We start from the raw sequence: 16,805 nt of genomic DNA on the forward strand, positions 1-16,805 counted from the left end.
CAGATGGCGCAGAGGCCATCGTCGAAACCGTGGATGCATTCGTCGGCCAAGTGGAACCCTTCATCGCCGGCTCGCACTCGGGGGCGCACGAGCCACCCTCTCTACGTTACGTCCTCGTGGCCGGCTTCATCCCGTCGGGGCGGAGTTCAGCGACGACCCCAGACGATGGTGTCGCCGTCGTCGATGGATCGGTCGGCAGCGCGCCAGTCGGCGCCCGACTCGGCCATCAGCTCCTGGATCGCGGCCTGCACGAGACCAGGACGCGGGACGTCATGCAGTACGAGCGGCATCTCCGCCCCGGTGTCGATCCGCACGTCTCCGGACCCGAACGCGCCCTGCACCCAGGTCCGGCGCACCGCCACGTCGTAGCCGCGGCTGAGGAGCAGCTCCCGGCGCATGCGCACGAAGAGCCCGCTCCGCACGATGATCCTGCGGTTCGTGATGGTGACCCGGCCCGCGAGCCAGGCGAGGAACGGCAGCAGGCACCCGAAGACCACGAGGAGCGCCGCGGCCCCTGCGATGGCGAGCCGTTGCCAGAGCTCGGGCAGCACGGCGAGCGCATAGGCCAGGCCGCCCGCGACGGCGATGAGCACCAGCGTCGGGAGGGTGAGCACGCGAGCATGTCGTCGAATCCGGGCGACGACGCGTTCGGGCGGCCCGGCGGGCTGGCCGGAAGCCCGGCGTGCGGCTCGGCTCATGCGCTCATCCGTACCTCAGGTGCGTGATGTCCCCTGCCGACACCGTCTGCGCCTCGCCGTTCCGGTCGCGCACGACGAGGCGACCGTCGCCGTCGAGCCGTTCGGCCGTGCCGACGAGTTCCTGGTCGGCGGGAAGGCGCACGTGCACGGCCGAGCCCAGTGTGCCGCACAGGGCGGCGACGCGTTCGGCGATACCGCTCGACGCGGCATCCCCGCCGTGTTCGGCGAGTGTGCCCACGAGGGCGAGCAACCGGGTGAGATAGGCCGCCAGGACCGCGTCCGCATCGGGGCGCACTCCGGTCGCCAGCAACAACGAGGTCGACGTGAGGGTCGGCAGGTCGTGCTCGTCGAGCGTGAGATTGAGCCCGGCGCCGACGACGACTCCGGCACCGGGTGCTGCACTGGCATCCATGCCCGACCCGGACGGAGCACCGGCCGGTGCCGTCGGCGGCAGCAGTTCCGAGAGGATGCCGCAGACCTTGTAGCCCGCCACGAGCACGTCGTTCGGCCACTTCAACTCGACCCGGATGCCGCCGGTGCCGTCGTCTTCGTCGCCCCGGAGCTGCAGGGCCGCACGCTCGACCTCGCCGCGCACCGCCTCGGTCATCGCCGCACCCGCGATCAGCGGGATCCACCCGTAGGCCTCGAGTGGAAGCGGTGTTCCACCCGGCCCCTCGGGGCGAAGGAGCACCGAGATCGCGAGCGTCTTGCCGGTGGGCGCCAGCCAGGTGCGGCCGAGGCGTCCGCGGCCATGGGTCTGGTCGTCGGTCACGATCACCGATCCGTGCGGCCATTCCGCCGCCTCTGGCCCGGTCGCAGCCGCCCGCAGGTCGTCGTTCGTCGATCCGGTGGTGGTGACGAATTCCAGGCGCGGCACCGATGCGCGGCTCAGCGGAAGCTCCATGTCGACAGTCTTCCAGTTCCCCGTCTTCCCGCTCTCTGCGCCACGGGAAGGCACCATGTCAGCGCGTGGATTTGTAGGAAAGCATCAACGAAGTGGCCAGGATGCTCGCCGGTAGAGTGAACGGCGTGACCGAAGCGACTGACGGCCCCGACCTCTCCACGACCGCCGGCAAGCTCGCCGACCTGAAGCTCCGATATCACGAGGCCGTGACCGCGAGCGGCGAGGCGGCCATCGAGAAGCAGCACGCCAAGGGCAAGATGACGGCTCGCGAACGCATCGCCGAACTGCTCGATCCCGGCTCGTTCGTCGAGCTCGACGAGTTCGTGCGTCACCGCACGCACGCGTTCGGCATGGATGCCAAGCGGCCGTACGGCGACGCGGTGGTCACGGGCACGGGCACCATCCACGGTCGGCACGTGGCCGTCTACTCGCAGGACTTCACGATCTTCGGCGGCTCGCTCGGCGAGGTGGCCGGCGAGAAGATCATCAAGGTCATGGAGCTCGCCCTCAAGATCGGCGTCCCGATCATCGGCATCCTCGACTCGGGCGGCGCCCGCATCCAAGAGGGCGTGGTCGCGTTGGGCAAGTACGGCGAGATCTTCCGGCGCAACACCGCGGCATCCGGAGTCATCCCGCAGATCTCCATCGTCTGCGGCCCGGCCGCGGGTGGTGCCGTCTACTCGCCCGCGCTCACCGACTTCGTGATCATGGTCGACAAGACGAGCCAGATGTTCGTCACCGGCCCCGACGTGATCAAGACCGTCACCGGCGAGGACGTCGGCATGGAGGAGCTCGGCGGCGCGCTCACGCACAACACGATCTCGGGCGTCGCCCATTACCTCGCGAGCGACGAGTCCGACGCGCTCGACTACGCGCGCACGCTGGTCGCATTCCTGCCCGACAACAACATGACGGATGCCCCGGTGTACGACGCCGAGGTCGAACTCGAGATCACCGACGACGACCGTCGTCTCAACACGATCATTCCCGACTCCCCCAACCAGCCGTACGACATGCACACGATCATCGAGGGCATCGTCGACCACGGCGACTTCCTCGAGGTCCAGCCGCTGTTCGCGCCCAACATCGTGGTGGGCTTCGCCCGCATCGAGGGTCGCTCGGTGGGCATCATCGCGAATCAGCCGAGCCAGATGGCGGGCACGCTGAACATCGCCGCGGGCGAGAAGGCGAGCCGGTTCGTGCGGTTCTGCGACGCGTTCTCCATCCCGATCCTCACCCTCGTCGACGTGCCGGGCTATCTGCCGGGCACCGATCAGGAGTGGACCGGAGTCATCCGCCGCGGCGCGAAGCTGCTCTACGCGTACGCGGAGGCGACCGTGCCGCTCGTCACGGTCATCACCCGCAAGGCCTACGGCGGCGCGTACATCGTCATGGGCTCGAAGCAGCTCGGCGCCGACATCAACCTGGCCTGGCCCACGGCGGAGATCGCGGTCATGGGCGGCCAGGGCGCCGTGAACATCCTCTACCGCGGCGAGATCAAGCGCGCCGAGGAGGCGGGCGAGGATGTCGCGGCGGTGCGCACGAAGCTGGCGAACGAGTACACCTACAACGTGGCGTCGCCATTCCTGGCTGCCGAGCGCGGCGAACTCGATGGCGTCATCGAACCTGCGGCGACCCGCGTCTCGGTCGTGAAGGCGCTCCGAGCGCTGCGCACCAAGCGCGCCAGCCTGCCGCCCAAGAAGCACGGGAACATCCCACTCTAGGGAGCATGATGGAATCCGACCGCGTCTCCGCGCCCGATGCCGCCGCCAGGGGCGTCGACCTCCGATTCGTGACCCGACAGGTCACCGAACAGGAAGCCGCCGCCGTCACCGCGGTCATCATCACGGCGCTCGACGAGGCGAGCACGGCCCAGCCGATGGCCGAGCTCGGCCGACACCCGTGGGTGCAGAGCGGCGGAGCGCTGCGATCGCCCGTCTCGGTCGGCCCCGGCAATTGGCGCCGAGCCGCACGCTGAACCTCGATCGCTTGTCCCCCGATCGGGGATGGTAGGAGGATCCGCCGAGGCGCGCGTCCGTGTGCCGGCGCCCCGCCCCGCTGATCCGGAGGGGGACACGCCATGTCCCCCGAAATGCTGACTTTCTCGGCGTCCGCCCCTCCGTCAATATTGATATCGCAGGCTCCACTGGAGTCGCCACCGTCACCGGTCGGGTAACCGGTGACCGTTGGGGGCGAGTCAGGGCGATATTCGGGTTGTCGCCGTGGCTCGGGCTTGATGGGGGCCGATCATCGATCGGCCCCCACCTTCCGTTACAGGGCGGTGTCACCCTGTTGCCGCAGCGTCGTTGCCGCAGCGTCGAAACGCACCGTCGTTCGGTGCGGCTGCGGGCCTCAGGTGCGCGGGATCTCGAGCCAGAACTCCACCTCGAGATCGTCGGTGTTCTCGACGTGCTCCGTCCCTTCGGGCTCGCGCAACCCGACGACCGTCACCGCGACCGCCGATCCCTCCGCCGCCGTGCGAGCGATGATCCGGTCGGCCTTCGACGCTGCGACCGCCTCGGCGAGCCGGGACAGCACGCGGTCGCGAGTCGGCTCGTCGAGTTCGTCGATCCCGCCCTCGTCGAGCAGGGTGACGACGCTCCCCCGCGCTCGTGCCCGCTGCACGGCGACGCGCACGGCATCGGTGAGGAGCATCCGGCCCCTGATCTCGTCGCGAATCGCCGCCTCGAGCATGCGGCACTCGCGTCGTTGCTCGTCGGTGAGGGCACCGCCGCGGTCGGCGATGCGCCGGAGCATCGGCGCGGCGATCCGGTTCGTCTGCGCGAGCCGCATCCGGCCCTCGAAGAGATGCGCGTCCTGCGCGGCCTGCCACGCGGCCGCCTCCCGCTCGGCCTGCGCGTACCGGCGCGCCTCGCGGGCCGCGGTCGTGAGCGCCGCGGTCAACGTGTGCGCGATGGCGACCCACACGATGCTGCCGATGACGCCGAGGGTGCCGAGCGCGAACGGACCCGCCCACACCGCGGTCTGCACGGCGAGCACGATGACGCCCACCCAGGCCGCCACCAGTTGCCGCCGGGCGGCGGCGATGGTCATGAGCGTGCCGACGGCAGCGACGTACCAGGTCGCATAGCCGTTGTCCACGGATGGGTCGAGCTGGCTCGTCACGAGCAGCGGGAGCATGATGCTGACCGCGAGGTCGAACGCGGCCATCCAATCGGGCATTCGCACGCGCTCCACGGGCCAGAGGCTCGCGACCGTGGCGATCGCGTAGAGCACCAGGGCCACGATCGTCGGCCATGGCGAGCGGGGCACGTCGAGCGAGTAGATTCCGAGGATCACGTGGTAGGCCGAGAACAGGGCGCCGAGGGCGAGAAGCAGGGAACGGGGGACGGAGATCATGCGTCGGCCTCGTCCGGCGCCGCCGGCCACGCGATGGTCACCGTCGTGCCCTCACCGGGGCTCGAGACGATCGCGGCGCTGCCACCGGCATTCGCCATTCGTTCCTCGATCGAGACACGCAGCCCGAGGCGCTCGACCGGCACCTCGTTCCGGTCGAACCCGACGCCGTTGTCGGCGACCTCGATGACGCACCCGCCGGCTCGGACGCCCCGGATGCGCAGCTCTCGTCGCGTGCTGAGTGCCGGGTCGTCGGCGTGCTGCACGCTGTTCACCATCGCCTGGACGGCCGCCGTGTAGAGCGCATCGACCGCCTCGACGGGCAGCTCGACCCCGCCGGCATTCACGACGCGCACCGTGAACGGAGCCGACAGGGTCGTGAGGGCAGCTCGAAGCCGCCGCACGAGCACGGTCAGCCCCACCCGGTCGAGGGCCCGCGGCCCGCTTGCACCCGCCTCGTCGAGGCGCTTGACCGCGTCGGCCGCCATCCGCGCGGCGAGCGCCTGCTCCTCGGCGGTCCGAGCTGCGGCGGCCGTGAGCAGCGTCGTCAACACGCTGTCGTGCACGAGCGCGTCCACCTTCACCCGCTCGTGCTCCGTCGCGTGCTGGCGGGCGGCGACGTCGTACCGTTCCAGCGCCGCCTCCTGGGCGCTGTCGACCGACTCCGCCGCCTGCCGGAGCATGGTGACGATGATGAGCACCACGATGCCGAGGATCGCCGCGTACATCGCATCGAGCACCGCGAGCAGCGGGTCGACGGCACCCCCGGCAGGCAGCAGGCGGACGAGACCGTAGATGGCGGGCACGACGAGCGTGTACCCCGTCGCGATCGGGGCCGACACCGCGACGACGGCCGCGGTGGTCGCCACCGTGCAGATGTAGTACAGCCAGGGCGCTTCGTCTTCGAGCAGGGCGGGATCGGAGACGAGGAAGGGCCACGCGACCAGCGCCGCCGCGTACAGCACGGCGAACACGAGTGCCGCACCGCGAACGGCGACCTTCGTGATCGACGCGATCGCCATCGCCACCATCGCGCCGTACAGCACGGCCATCAGCCCCGCTCCGGCGCCGGGGATGAGCGCCGGCGACTGGGCGAGCGCCATCGGCAGCGTCTGCACCCCGAACACGAGCCCGAAGAGCCCGAGCGCCCGACCCGACACGGTCCCGACCGGGGCCCGCGTGATCGCAGTCCGGCGGCGCGTGGCGAGTCGTGCGACCCGCCATTCAGCGGCGGGCATCCCCGCCTTCGCCCTCGAGCCCCGGCAGGATGCCGTCCTCGACGGCCCGTCGCAGCAGGTCGACCTTCGTCGGCGCCGGCCGCCCGACCTCGACGTACTTGGCGCGGATCCGGTCGAGGTATTCGCGTGCGGTCGAGTGCGCGATGCCGAGCTGGAGCGCCACCAGCTTCAGCGGCAGGCCCGACGCGTAGAGGTGGAGCACGTCCCGCTCGCGGTTGCCCAGCTGCGCCTTCGCGAAGTCGCGGTCGGCCTCGATGGCGCTCGCCCATTCGACGTTGTTGAGCACCTCGCCGTTCGCGACCGTCGCGATCGCCCCGATGACCGCCGACATGGGAGACGCCTTCGGAATGACACCCGCCGCCCCGGCCGCGAGCGCCTCGCGCACCGCCGCGACTCGATCGGCGATGCTGTGCACGAGTACCGCGCTCCCGGTGGCGCGCACGGCCCTCACGTTCTCGGTCACGGAGGAGCCGTCGCCCAGGGAGAGGTCGAGCACGACGACATCGCACGAGGCACCGTCGAGCGCCGCGAGCAGGTCGGGGACGTTGGACGTCTCGGCGACCACCGTGTAGCCCGCCTCGCGGCACGCGGCACGAAGCCCGAGTCGCACTGCCTCGTGGTCATCGACGATGGCGACCGTCGCCGCGGCGACCGGAGTGGTTCGACCTGCCACGCGTCTCCCTTCCGTCAGTCACACGATAGCGGTCAGCCTCGCCACCGCCTCGACGTGGTGGGTGTTCGGGAAGAGGTCGAACGCGACGAGGTCGTCGAGCTCGTACCCGCCGGCACGCAGGAACCCGACGTCTCGAGCGAGGGCGACGGGGTCGCACGCGACGTAGACGAGCTGGCGGGGACGAAGCTCCACGTGCCGTTCGACGACGGCGCGCCCGGCGCCCGATCTCGGCGGGTCGAGCACGACGGTCGCGTCACGCAGGCGAGAGCGCTGCGCCGGGCCCGCGTCTGCGACGAGCTCGTCGAGGAATCGGTCGACCCGTGCCGTCACCGCCCGGGCACCGGCCCAGTCTGCGAGGTTGGCGCGGGCGTGCTCGGTCGCACTGGGGTCCGCCTCCACGGACGTGATGCGGACCCGTTCGCCGAAGCGATCACCCACGGCGGCTGCGAGCAGGCCCACGCCGCCGTAGAGGTCGAGGTTCTCGGCGCGGGGGTCGAAACGCTCGCCGTCCACGAGCTGCTGCACGGCCTGCGTCAGGGTCGCCGCGGCACCGCGATGGACCTGCCAGAACCCGTCGCGGTCGAGGCGGAAGCGCCGCTCGCCGACGCGCTCCTCGATCGTCGGACGAGCGCCGCGCGGCGTGCGCCCGCCCTCGACCACGACCGTCGCCGGGCCGCCGATGCTGGGCGCCACCAGGTCCACCGCCCGCGCGCCGGGGAATCGTTCACCCAGGGGGGCGAGCTCGGCGAGCTCGGCGACCGCGAGCGGCACGCTCGTCACTGGCACCACCGTGTGGCTCCGCGACGCGTACGGCCCCACCGTGCCGTCGTCGCCCACCTGCAGGCGCACGCGGGTGCGCCATCCGGTGCCCTCTTCGACGGAGACGCCGGGCGCGAGGACCGGCTCGATCGCACGCACCTCGACGGCGCGGGACGTGCCGCCCATGCGCTGCAGGGCATCCTCGAGCACCTCGGCCTTGAGCGCACGCTGGCGGTCGGCGCGGATGTGGCCGAACTCGGCGCCGCCCGCCCGCGCCTCGGGTGGCCGGTCGATCCCCGCCTCGGCCCACGGATGCGGGCGCCGATCGGGCGACGCCTCGATCACCTCGATCGTCTCGGCACGCCAGAACCGTTCGTGGCTGCGATCGGTGATGCGAGCGGCGACCCGTTCGCCGGGGATCGCGTCCGCGACGAAGACGACGCGACCCTCGTGACGGGCCACGAAGACGCCGCCGTGGGCGACGCGCTCGACCTCGAGCTCGACCACCGGTCCGTCGGTGTCGGGAGCCCGCGACACGCGGCGCGTTGCGGGTCGCCGGCGCGAACCCGAGCGGTGGGATCTGGGGTTCTCTGCCACGATTCGAGCATTCCACAGACCGGCCGCGGGCACCCGCCGGGATCGAGGCGGCAGGATGGTGGTCATGCGCCTCTACCTCGCATCGACCTCGCCGGCCCGGTTGCAGACGCTTCGCGCCGCGGGGATCGAGCCGATCGCCGTTGCGCCCGGGGTCGACGAGGAGGCGCTCGTGGACGCACACGAGGCGGCATCGGGCCCGCTCGAGCCGCCAGAGCTCGTGCAGCTGCTCGCCCGGGCGAAGGCCGAGGCCCTCGTCGGACGCGACGTCGACGGCGGTCCGATCGACGGGCTCGTCCTCGGCGGCGACTCCGCCTTCCTCACCGGAGGCGCTCTCCACGGAAAGCCCCATCGCCCCGAGGTCGCGCGCGAGCGCTGGCTCGCACAGAACGGAGGGCACGGCGACCTCTGGTCGGGTCACTGGCTGATCGATCCCCGCGGAGGCCTGCCGCGGGCCGCGGTGGGGCGAGCGGATGTCGCCACCGTCCGCTTCGCGGCGCTCGACGAGAGCGAGATCGATGCGTACATCGCCTCTGGCGAGCCGCTGCTCGTGGCGGGCGCGTTCACGATCGACAGCCTCGGCGGACCGTTCATCCGGCGGGTCGAGGGCGACCCGTCCACGGTCGTCGGCCTGTCGCTGTCGACCCTCCGCGATCTCGTCCGGGAGCTCGGCGTGGACTGGCCGTCGCTCTGGAACCGGCGCTGAGCTCCGAACGACGCGCGGCCGCGGCATCCGACACAGATCTCGACCCGCGCAACGGAATTGTCGACGCCCGCAAGGGTCAGACAACTTTTTTGTGGGAGCGACCCAAATGACGAAAGAGGCGCGCCAATAGGCTTGACGATTATGCCGCGCATCACCAAGGTCCTCATCGCCAACCGTGGAGAGATCGCCGTTCGCGTCATCCGCGCCGCTCGTGACGCGGGCATCGGCTCGGTGGCCGTGTACGCCGACCAGGATCGCGACGCCCGGCACGCACGGCTCGCCGACGAGGCCTACGCACTCGACGGCTCGACGAGCGCCGAGACCTACCTCGTGATCGACAAGCTGCTCTCGGTGGCCCGTCGTTCGGGCGCCGACGCGGTGCACCCCGGCTACGGCTTCCTGGCCGAGAACGCCGACTTCGCCCGCGCGGTCATCGACGCCGGCCTCATCTGGATCGGCCCCAGCCCCGAGGCCATCGAACGGCTCGGCGACAAGGTGTCGGCCCGGCACGTCGCCGAGAAGGTGGGCGCTCCGCTCGCACCGGGCACCCTCAACCCGGTGTCGGATGCCGCGGAGGTGCTCGAATTCGTCGACCTGCACGGGCTGCCCGTGGCCATCAAGGCCGCCTTCGGCGGCGGTGGGCGCGGGCTCAAGGTCGCGCGCACCCGAGAGGAGGTGCCCGAGCTCTTCGACTCGGCCACCCGCGAAGCGGTCGCCGCGTTCGGCCGGGGCGAGTGCTTCGTCGAGAAGTACCTCGACCGGCCGCGGCACGTCGAGACCCAGTGCCTCGCCGATCAGCACGGAAACGTCGTGGTGGTGTCGACCCGAGACTGCTCGCTGCAGCGGCGCCACCAGAAGCTCGTCGAGGAGGCCCCCGCCCCCTTCCTCACCGAGGAACAGAACCGCCTCCTCTCCGAGGCGTCGAAGGCGATCCTCAGGGAGGTCGGCTACGTGGGCGCCGGCACCTGCGAGTTCCTCATCGGCCAGGACGGCACGGTGTCCTTCCTCGAGGTCAACACTCGGCTGCAGGTCGAGCATCCGGTCTCCGAGGAGGTCACGGGAATCGACCTCGTGCGCGAGCAGTTCCGGCTCGCCGAGGGCGGTGCGCTCGACTACGGCGACCCCGAGCCCACCGGCCACTCGATCGAGTTCCGCATCAACGGCGAGGACCCGGGCCGTGATTTCCTCCCGTGCCCCGGACCGGTGCACGTCATGCGCTTCCCCGGCGGTCCCGGCGTTCGCGTCGACTCCGGCGTGACCAACGGCGACGAGGTCTCGGGCGCCTTCGACTCGCTGCTCGCGAAGCTCATCGTCACGGGCTCGTCGCGGAGAGACGCGCTCGAGCGCGCGCGTCGCGCCCTCGACGAGTTCGAGATCGCTGGTCTGCCGACGGTGCTGCCGTTCCACCGCGACATCGTTCGCAACCCCGCCTTCGCACCCGAGGACGACGCGCCGTTCTCGGTCTTCACGCGCTGGATCGAGACCGAGTACGAGAACCAGCTCGAGCCGTGGTCGGGTGAGCTCACCGAGACCACGGATCCCGTCGACCGCACCTCGGTCGTCGTCGAGGTCGACGGCCGGCGCATCGAGGTGTCACTGCCGAAGAAGCTCGTCGGCGACCCCGCGGCCACGAGGGCCCAGGCCGGCCCGGCGCCTCGACGTCGCTCGGCAGCGCACTCGGTCGGCACCGCCACCGGCGATGCCGTGAAGGCGCCCATGCAGGCGACCGTCGTGAAGATCGCCGTCGCCGAGGGCGACAAGGTCGTGAAGGGCGACCTCGTGCTCGTGCTCGAGGCGATGAAGATGGAGCAGCCGATCGTCGCCCACAAAGACGGCATCGTCGGTGTCGTGAACGCGGAGGCGGGCTCGACCGTCTCGAGCGGTCATCTGCTGCTCGCGATCACCGACGCCCCGGCGGCCTGAAGCCGAGAACGTCAGCGCTGCCCGCCCCTCAGGGCAGCGGTGGGACGCCCTGCGGCGACGGCAGTTCGACCCCGCTGACCTGCTCTCCCGCCAGCCGTGACCGGCGCCGGCCGTACAGCAGGTAGATCAGGATCCCGATCGCGAGCCAGACGAGGAACCTCACCCAGGTCAGGGTCGTCAGGTTCAGCATCAGCCAGAAGCACAGCGCGGCGGAGAGGAGCGGGAGCACCGGCGACCAGGGCACCCGGAACCCCCGCGGCAGGTCTGGGCGGGTGCGGCGCAACACGACGATGCCCACGCTCACGAGCACGAACGCCGAGAGCGTGCCGATGTTGATCATCTCCTCGAGGAGCCCGACGTCGGTGAACGCCGCGATGATCGCGACGACGAGGCCGCCGAGGATCTGGATGCGCGCCGGGGTCTTCGTGTGCTCGGTCGTCTTGGACAGCCACCGCGGAAGAAGTCCGTCGCGGCTCAGCGCGAAGACGATGCGAGAGAGCCCGAGGAGCAGGACCATGATGACGGTCGTGAGGCCAGCCAGCGCCCCCACGGAGATGACGGCCGACGCCCAGTCCTGCCCGACGAGCCGGAAGGCCGTGGCGAGTGACGGCGTCTCCTCTGCGGCGAGCTCGCGGTACGAGACCATTCCGGTCATCACGATCGAGACGAGCACGTAGAGCGCCGTGACGATGGCGAGGCCGAGGAAGATGCCGCGCGGCAGGCGCTTCTGCGGGTCGCGGACCTCCTCGGCGCTCGTCGCGACGACGTCGAAGCCGATGAAGGCGAAGAACACGAGCGATGCCGCCGCGAGCAGCCCGAAGACACCGTACTGGGCGGGCGCCGCGCCGGTGGCCCACGAGAAGAGCGACTGCTCCCATACGTCGCCGGTGCCGCCCTCGGTGGGCACCGGCTCGGGGATGAACGGCACGTAGTTCGCCGCGTTGACGAAGAAGAATCCCACGACGATCACGAACAGCACGATCGCGACCTTGATGATGGTGAAGACCGCACCGACGCGGGCGGTGAGCTTCGTCCCGGCGACCAGCAGCGCGGTGAAGACGGCGACGATCAGGAACGCCGGCCAGCTCACCTCGAGTCCGCCGAGCTCGATCGTCGCCGGGAACGGCAGGCCGACCGCGAGCAGCGCCTCTCCCAGGTACACGCCCCAGTACTTCGCGATCACCGCCGCAGCGGTGAACATCTCGAGGATGAGGTCCCAGCCGATGATCCAGGCGAGCAGTTCGCCCATGGTCGCGTACGTGAACGTGTAGGCGCTGCCCGCGACCGGCACCGTCGACGCGAACTCGGCGTAGCACATCATGGCCAGCCCGCACGTGATCCCGGCGAGCACGAACGAGATGATCACGCTCGGGCCGGCGAAGTTCGCCGCCGCCTGCGCGCCGACCGAGAAGATGCCCGCGCCGACCGCGACCGCGATGCCCATCAGGGCGAGGTCCCACGTGCCGAGCGAGCGCTTGAGACTCCGGTCGCGGTCGACGGAATCCGCGATCGAGGCCTCGACCGACTTGACTCGAAGGTCCACCGTTCCTCCTGGCGCCGCGCCGGCCCAGCGGCGCCGCCGTCCCAGCGTACGCGCTTCGAGGATGACCGACCATGACGGAGTCTGACGTCATGTTTCGTGCGCGGTCGCGGACCGCGCGGCATCCGTGCACCCTATCGACATGACACGAGAGCACGACGTCCGCCAGATCCGGTTCAACGCGTTCGACATGAACTGCGTCGCGCACCAGTCCTCGGGGCTCTGGCGGCATCCGTCGGACCAGTCGCAGCGGTACACCGAGCTCTCGTACTGGACCGAGCTCGCCAGGCTCCTGGAGCGCGGCACCTTCGACGGCATCTTCATCGCCGACGTGCTCGGCACCTATGACGTGTACGGAGGCAGCAATGAGGCCGCCATCCGCAACGGCGCACAGGTGCCCGTGTCGGATCCCCTGCTCCTCGTCTCGGCCATGGCGCTCGTGACCGAGCACCTCGGCTTCGGCATCACCGCCGGGACCGCGTACGAGCACCCGTATCCGTTCGCCCGGCGCATGTCGACGCTCGACCACCTCACGAACGGACGCGTGGGTTGGAACGTCGTGACCGGCTACCTGCCGAGCGCGGCGCGCAACATGGGCCACGACGACCAGCGCGAGCACGACGACCGCTACGACCATGCCGACGAGTACCTCGAGGTCCTGTACAAGCTGTGGGAGGGCTCCTGGGAGGACGATGCGGTGCTGCGCGACCGTGAGACGGGCGTGTTCGCCGACCCGTCCAAGGTGCACGAGATCGGCCACCGGGGAACGCACTTCACGGTGCCGGGCATCCACATCTCGGAGCCGTCGCCGCAGCGCACGCCGGTGATCTACCAGGCCGGCGCCTCGCCACGAGGCGTCGCGTTCGCTGCCGAGAACGCCGAGGCGATCTTCGTCGCGGCACCGACCAAGGGGGTACTGCGATCCACCGTGTCACGCATCCGAGATGCGCTCGAGGCGGCCGGACGCGACCGGTACGCCGCGCGCATCTACACGCTCGTGACGATCATCACCGACGAGACGCCCGAGAGGGCGCGTGCCAAGTACGACGATCTGCTGTCGTACGCGAGCGAGGAGGGCGCCCTCGTCTTCATGAGCGGCTGGATGGGCGTCGACCTGTCCAAGTACGACCTCGACGAGCCGGTCGGCAATGTCGAGTCGAACGCCATCCGGTCGGTGATCGCGAACTACGAGGAATCCGCCCGCAACGGCGAGGTGTTCACCGTGCGCGACATCGCCCGCGGCGGCGCGATCGGCGGCCTCGGCCCGACCATCGTCGGCTCGGCCACCGAGGTGGCCGACGAGCTGCAGGAGTGGGTGGAATACACCGACGTCGACGGATTCAACCTCGCCTACGCCATCACGCCAGGCACGTTCGAGGACATCGTGGAGTTCGTCATCCCCGAGCTGCGCCGACGGGGCGCGTACCCCACCGAATACGCCCCGGGCACGCTGCGGAACAAGCTGCACGGGCAGGGCGACCGGTTGCCCGATGAGCACCGGGGCGCGCGGTATCGACTCGCCGGGGTGCGGGAGCGGTGAACCCGACCACCGCGATGGAGGTCTGGCAGGCGGCGGATGCGGAGAACTTCGCGTGCCTGTTCCGCGCCCAACCGGGTGGCGTCACGGTGATCACGGCCGACGACGGAAGCGGGCCCGTGGCGCTCACCGCGACGAGCGTCTCGTCGGTGAGCGTGGTGCCGCCGATGCTCGTGCTGTCGGCATCGGATCGGTCATCGGCCACGCCGACCATCGTGGCCGCCGAGACGCTCGTCGTGCACTTCCTCGACGTCGTCGACCTCGAGCTCGCGAAGCTCGCTGCGACGAGCGGTGTCGACCGCTTCGCCGACCGGCGTCTGTGGTCGAGGCTGCCGAGCGGCGAACCGATCTACGACTCGGTGGCCCGCAAGGTGCGAGTCCGAACGGTGGACCGTGTCCGTGCCGGCGGCGCCACCGTGCTGATCGCGCAAGCGCTCGACGTGCACTCGGCGCCCTCGGCGGCATCCCACCCGCTCGTCTATCACGACCGCACGTGGCGGGACCTCGGCGACAGCTACGTGATCTGATTCAGCGGACGATGTGCATCGCCCTCGCGGCATCCGTCAATGAACTCGTCAGCGACGGGTAGATCGGGAACGCCTCGGCGAACTCGTCGACGGTGAGCCGGTGCTCCACCGCGAGCGCGAGCGGAAGCATCAGCTCCGACGCCTTCGGGGCGACGATGACGCCGCCGATGATCGCGCCGGATCCGTTCGACGCGAACAGCTTCACGAATCCCTCGCGGATCCCCATCATCTTCGCTCGCGGGTTCGACGAGAGCGGCAGCTCGTAGACCACCCCCGGGACGAGACCCTCCTCGATCTCGCGCTGCGTCCATCCCACCGTGGCGATCTCGGGCTGCGTGAAGATGTTGGAGGTGATGTTGCGCTCCGTGGGCGGGTCCACGATGTCGCCCATGGCGTGGAAGACCGCCGTGCGGCCCTGCATGAACGCGACCGAGGCGAGCGGGATGAACGTGGTGCAGTCACCGGCGGCGTAGATGTTCGGCATCGACGTGCGGGCCACGCGATTCACGCGGATGTGGCCGCTCTCGGCGAGCTGCACGCCGGCCTCCTCGAGTCCGAGGTCCGACGTGTTGGGCACGGAGCCGACCGCCATCAGGCAGTGGCTGCCGCGTACCTCGCGCCCGTCGGTGAGCGTCGCGACCACCGAGTCGCCGTCGCGCACGACCGACTCGGCGCGAGACTTGTTCATCACCTTCATCCCGTTGCGCTTGAAGACCTTCTCGATGACGGATGCCGCGTCCGCGTCCTCGCCGGGAAGGACCTGGTCGCGGCTCGAGATGAGCGTGACCTTGGACCCGAGGGCGCGGTACGCCGACGCGAACTCCGCGCCGGTCACCCCCGACCCGACGACGATGAGGTGCTCGGGGATGTGCGCCAGGTGGTAGAGCTGGGTCCAGGTGAGGATGCGCTCGCCGTCGGGGACCGCGGTCGGCAGGATGCGGGGCGACGAACCGACCGAGATCACGAGCGTGTCGGCCTCGATCCGGTCGAAGTCGGTGCCGCCCTTCCCGGTCGCGACGATGATGGCGTTCGGACCGTCGAGCCGGCCCTCGCCGTGCACGAGGTGCACCCCGGCGTCGAGGAGGTTCGAGCGCATGTCCTCGGACTGCTGCGCGGCGAGCCCGAGCAGCCGCTTGTTGACCGCGGCGAGGTTGATCGCCACGAGCGGCTTGACCGGCTTCTCGCCCTCGCCCTTGGCGTAGAACTGCACGCCGAGGTCGGCCGCCTCCTTCACCGCGTTCGACGCCTCGGCGGTCGCGATGAGCGACTTCGACGGGACGACGTCGGTGAGCACCGCCGAGCCGCCGACCCCCGCACGCTCGACGAGCGTGACGTCGGCGCCCAACCGGGCGCCGGCGAGCGCCGCCTCGTACCCTCCGGGTCCTCCACCGAGGACGGCGATCCGTTGCGTGCGGGCGAACTCGTAGGCCATGCTCACATTCTGTCGTATCGGTCTCGGGCGAGCACGGGAGCGGGCGCCTGCCGAGGCATCCGCCCCATCATTAGAGTGGTGGGATGCACGCAGCCAATCCGCTCGACGATCCCACCGCAGATCCCTTCCAGGTCGCCGCCGCCGCGGCATCCGTCATCGCCGAGACCACCGGCGTCGAGCGTCACGACATCGCGCTCACGCTGGGCAGCGGCTGGGGTCGCGCGGCCGACGTGATCGGCGAGACGACGCACACGATCGCCGCCCACGAGGTGCCGGGCTTCTCGAAGCCCGCGCTCGAGGGACACGTCGGAACGCTGCGCTCGATCGCCCTGCCGAACGGCAAGCGCGCCCTCGTCATCGGCGCCCGCACTCATTACTACGAGGGTCACGGCGTACGACGGGTCGTGCACTCGGTGCGCACCGCCGCCGCCGCGGGCGCGACGACCATGATCCTCACGAACGGCGCCGGCGGCATCCGCGAATCGTGGACGGCGGGCACGCCCGTGCTCATCCGCGATCACATCAACCTCACCGCGGACTCGCCGCTCGAAGGCGCGACCTTCGTCGACCTGACCGACCTCTACTCGGCGCGGCTGCGCGCACTCGCGCACTCGATCGAGCCGTCGCTCGACGAGGGCGTCTACGTGCAGTTCCGCGGTCCGCACTACGAGACGCCGGCGGAGGTGCAGATGGCGAAGGCCATCGGCGGCGACATCGTCGGGATGTCGACCGCGCTCGAGGCCATCGCCGCGCGGCAGGCGGGCATGGAGGTGCTCGGCATGTCCCTCATCACCAACCTCGCTGCGGGCATCCAGCAGACTCCGCTCAGCCATGAGGAGGTCATCGAGGCGGGGCGTGCGGCGGAGCCGGTGATCTCCGCGCTGCTGGCCAGGATCGTGGCGGAGCTGTAGGAGGCC

15 protein-coding genes are annotated in these 16,805 nt (G+C 70.5%); 7 read left to right on the forward strand and 8 right to left on the reverse strand.

The genetic code is table 11. The features are described from left to right. Positions 1-146 precede the first annotated feature (146 nt). Positions 147-698 carry a PH domain-containing protein gene (locus HUS56_RS04670; RefSeq protein ID WP_173922231.1) on the reverse strand — a complete coding sequence of 184 codons (552 nt, stop codon included), beginning with the start codon at positions 696-698 and terminating at the stop codon, positions 147-149. Between the two features lie 4 nt (positions 699-702). Then, positions 703-1,602, reverse strand: coding sequence for a biotin--[acetyl-CoA-carboxylase] ligase (locus tag HUS56_RS04675; RefSeq protein WP_173922232.1), 900 nt, complete (start codon positions 1,600-1,602; stop codon positions 703-705). Positions 1,603-1,727: 125 nt separating this feature from the next. Between HUS56_RS04675 and HUS56_RS04680 the strand changes: the two genes are divergently transcribed. Continuing rightward, on the forward strand, positions 1,728-3,326 hold the full coding sequence (locus HUS56_RS04680; RefSeq protein ID WP_371808294.1) for an acyl-CoA carboxylase subunit beta: 1,599 nt from the start codon (positions 1,728-1,730) through the stop codon (positions 3,324-3,326). A 5-nt stretch (positions 3,327-3,331) separates the two neighbouring features. Continuing rightward, positions 3,332-3,580, forward strand: coding sequence for an acyl-CoA carboxylase epsilon subunit (locus HUS56_RS04685; RefSeq protein ID WP_173922233.1), 249 nt, complete (start codon positions 3,332-3,334; stop codon positions 3,578-3,580). A 374-nt stretch (positions 3,581-3,954) separates the two neighbouring features. Here HUS56_RS04685 and HUS56_RS04690 read toward each other — a convergent pair whose 3' ends face one another. From HUS56_RS04690 to HUS56_RS04705, 4 genes are read right to left on the reverse strand one after another with little or no spacing between them, the layout of a single operon-like run. Further along, the gene (locus tag HUS56_RS04690; protein ID WP_173922234.1) at positions 3,955-4,962 is read right to left on the reverse strand and encodes a hypothetical protein; all 1,008 of its coding nucleotides are present in this window, start codon (positions 4,960-4,962) and stop codon (positions 3,955-3,957) included. Continuing rightward, the gene (locus tag HUS56_RS04695) at positions 4,959-6,197 is read right to left on the reverse strand and encodes a sensor histidine kinase (protein ID WP_173922235.1); all 1,239 of its coding nucleotides are present in this window, start codon (positions 6,195-6,197) and stop codon (positions 4,959-4,961) included. Before HUS56_RS04695 ends, HUS56_RS04690 begins: the two co-directional genes overlap by 4 nt. Beyond that, positions 6,184-6,870, reverse strand: coding sequence for a response regulator transcription factor (locus tag HUS56_RS04700; RefSeq protein ID WP_254431295.1), 687 nt, complete (start codon positions 6,868-6,870; stop codon positions 6,184-6,186). The genes HUS56_RS04695 and HUS56_RS04700 overlap by 14 nt, the downstream gene beginning before the upstream one ends. Before the next feature lie 18 nt (positions 6,871-6,888). Then, positions 6,889-8,166, reverse strand: coding sequence for a class I SAM-dependent RNA methyltransferase (locus tag HUS56_RS04705; RefSeq protein ID WP_254431310.1), 1,278 nt, complete (start codon positions 8,164-8,166; stop codon positions 6,889-6,891). 124 nt (positions 8,167-8,290) lie between these two features. Between HUS56_RS04705 and HUS56_RS04710 the strand changes: the two genes are divergently transcribed. Together HUS56_RS04710 and HUS56_RS04715 are read left to right on the forward strand one after the other, a co-directional pair. Beyond that, complete coding sequence (locus HUS56_RS04710) at positions 8,291-8,929, forward strand: nucleoside triphosphate pyrophosphatase (RefSeq protein WP_173922237.1); 639 nt, start codon at positions 8,291-8,293, stop codon at positions 8,927-8,929. Positions 8,930-9,070: 141 nt separating this feature from the next. Further along, positions 9,071-10,852 (forward strand): biotin carboxylase N-terminal domain-containing protein, encoded by a 1,782-nt coding sequence (locus HUS56_RS04715; protein WP_173922238.1) that lies wholly within the window; start codon positions 9,071-9,073, stop codon positions 10,850-10,852. A gap of 28 nt (positions 10,853-10,880) precedes the next feature. Here HUS56_RS04715 and HUS56_RS04720 read toward each other — a convergent pair whose 3' ends face one another. Beyond that, positions 10,881-12,395, reverse strand: coding sequence for an APC family permease (locus HUS56_RS04720; RefSeq protein ID WP_173922239.1), 1,515 nt, complete (start codon positions 12,393-12,395; stop codon positions 10,881-10,883). Between the two features lie 139 nt (positions 12,396-12,534). Between HUS56_RS04720 and HUS56_RS04725 the strand changes: the two genes are divergently transcribed. Then, on the forward strand, positions 12,535-13,932 hold the full coding sequence (locus HUS56_RS04725; protein ID WP_173922240.1) for an LLM class flavin-dependent oxidoreductase: 1,398 nt from the start codon (positions 12,535-12,537) through the stop codon (positions 13,930-13,932). Beyond that, entirely contained in the window at positions 13,929-14,456 is a 528-nt protein-coding gene (locus HUS56_RS04730) for a flavin reductase (protein WP_217423928.1), read from the forward strand. The genes HUS56_RS04725 and HUS56_RS04730 overlap by 4 nt, the downstream gene beginning before the upstream one ends. Position 14,457: 1 nt before the next feature. Here HUS56_RS04730 and HUS56_RS04735 read toward each other — a convergent pair whose 3' ends face one another. Further along, the gene (locus HUS56_RS04735) at positions 14,458-15,888 is read right to left on the reverse strand and encodes an NAD(P)H-quinone dehydrogenase (protein WP_173922241.1); all 1,431 of its coding nucleotides are present in this window, start codon (positions 15,886-15,888) and stop codon (positions 14,458-14,460) included. A gap of 83 nt (positions 15,889-15,971) precedes the next feature. Here HUS56_RS04735 and HUS56_RS04740 point away from each other — a divergent pair, with 83 nt between their 5' ends. Next, a complete protein-coding gene (locus HUS56_RS04740) occupies positions 15,972-16,799 on the forward strand; it encodes a purine-nucleoside phosphorylase (RefSeq protein ID WP_173922242.1) in 828 nt (275 codons plus the stop codon). Positions 16,800-16,805: the final 6 nt, after the last annotated feature.

Origin of the sequence: Agromyces sp. Marseille-P2726 (genome assembly GCF_902809835.1) — a bacterium.
GTDB lineage: Bacteria > Actinomycetota > Actinomycetes > Actinomycetales > Microbacteriaceae > Agromyces.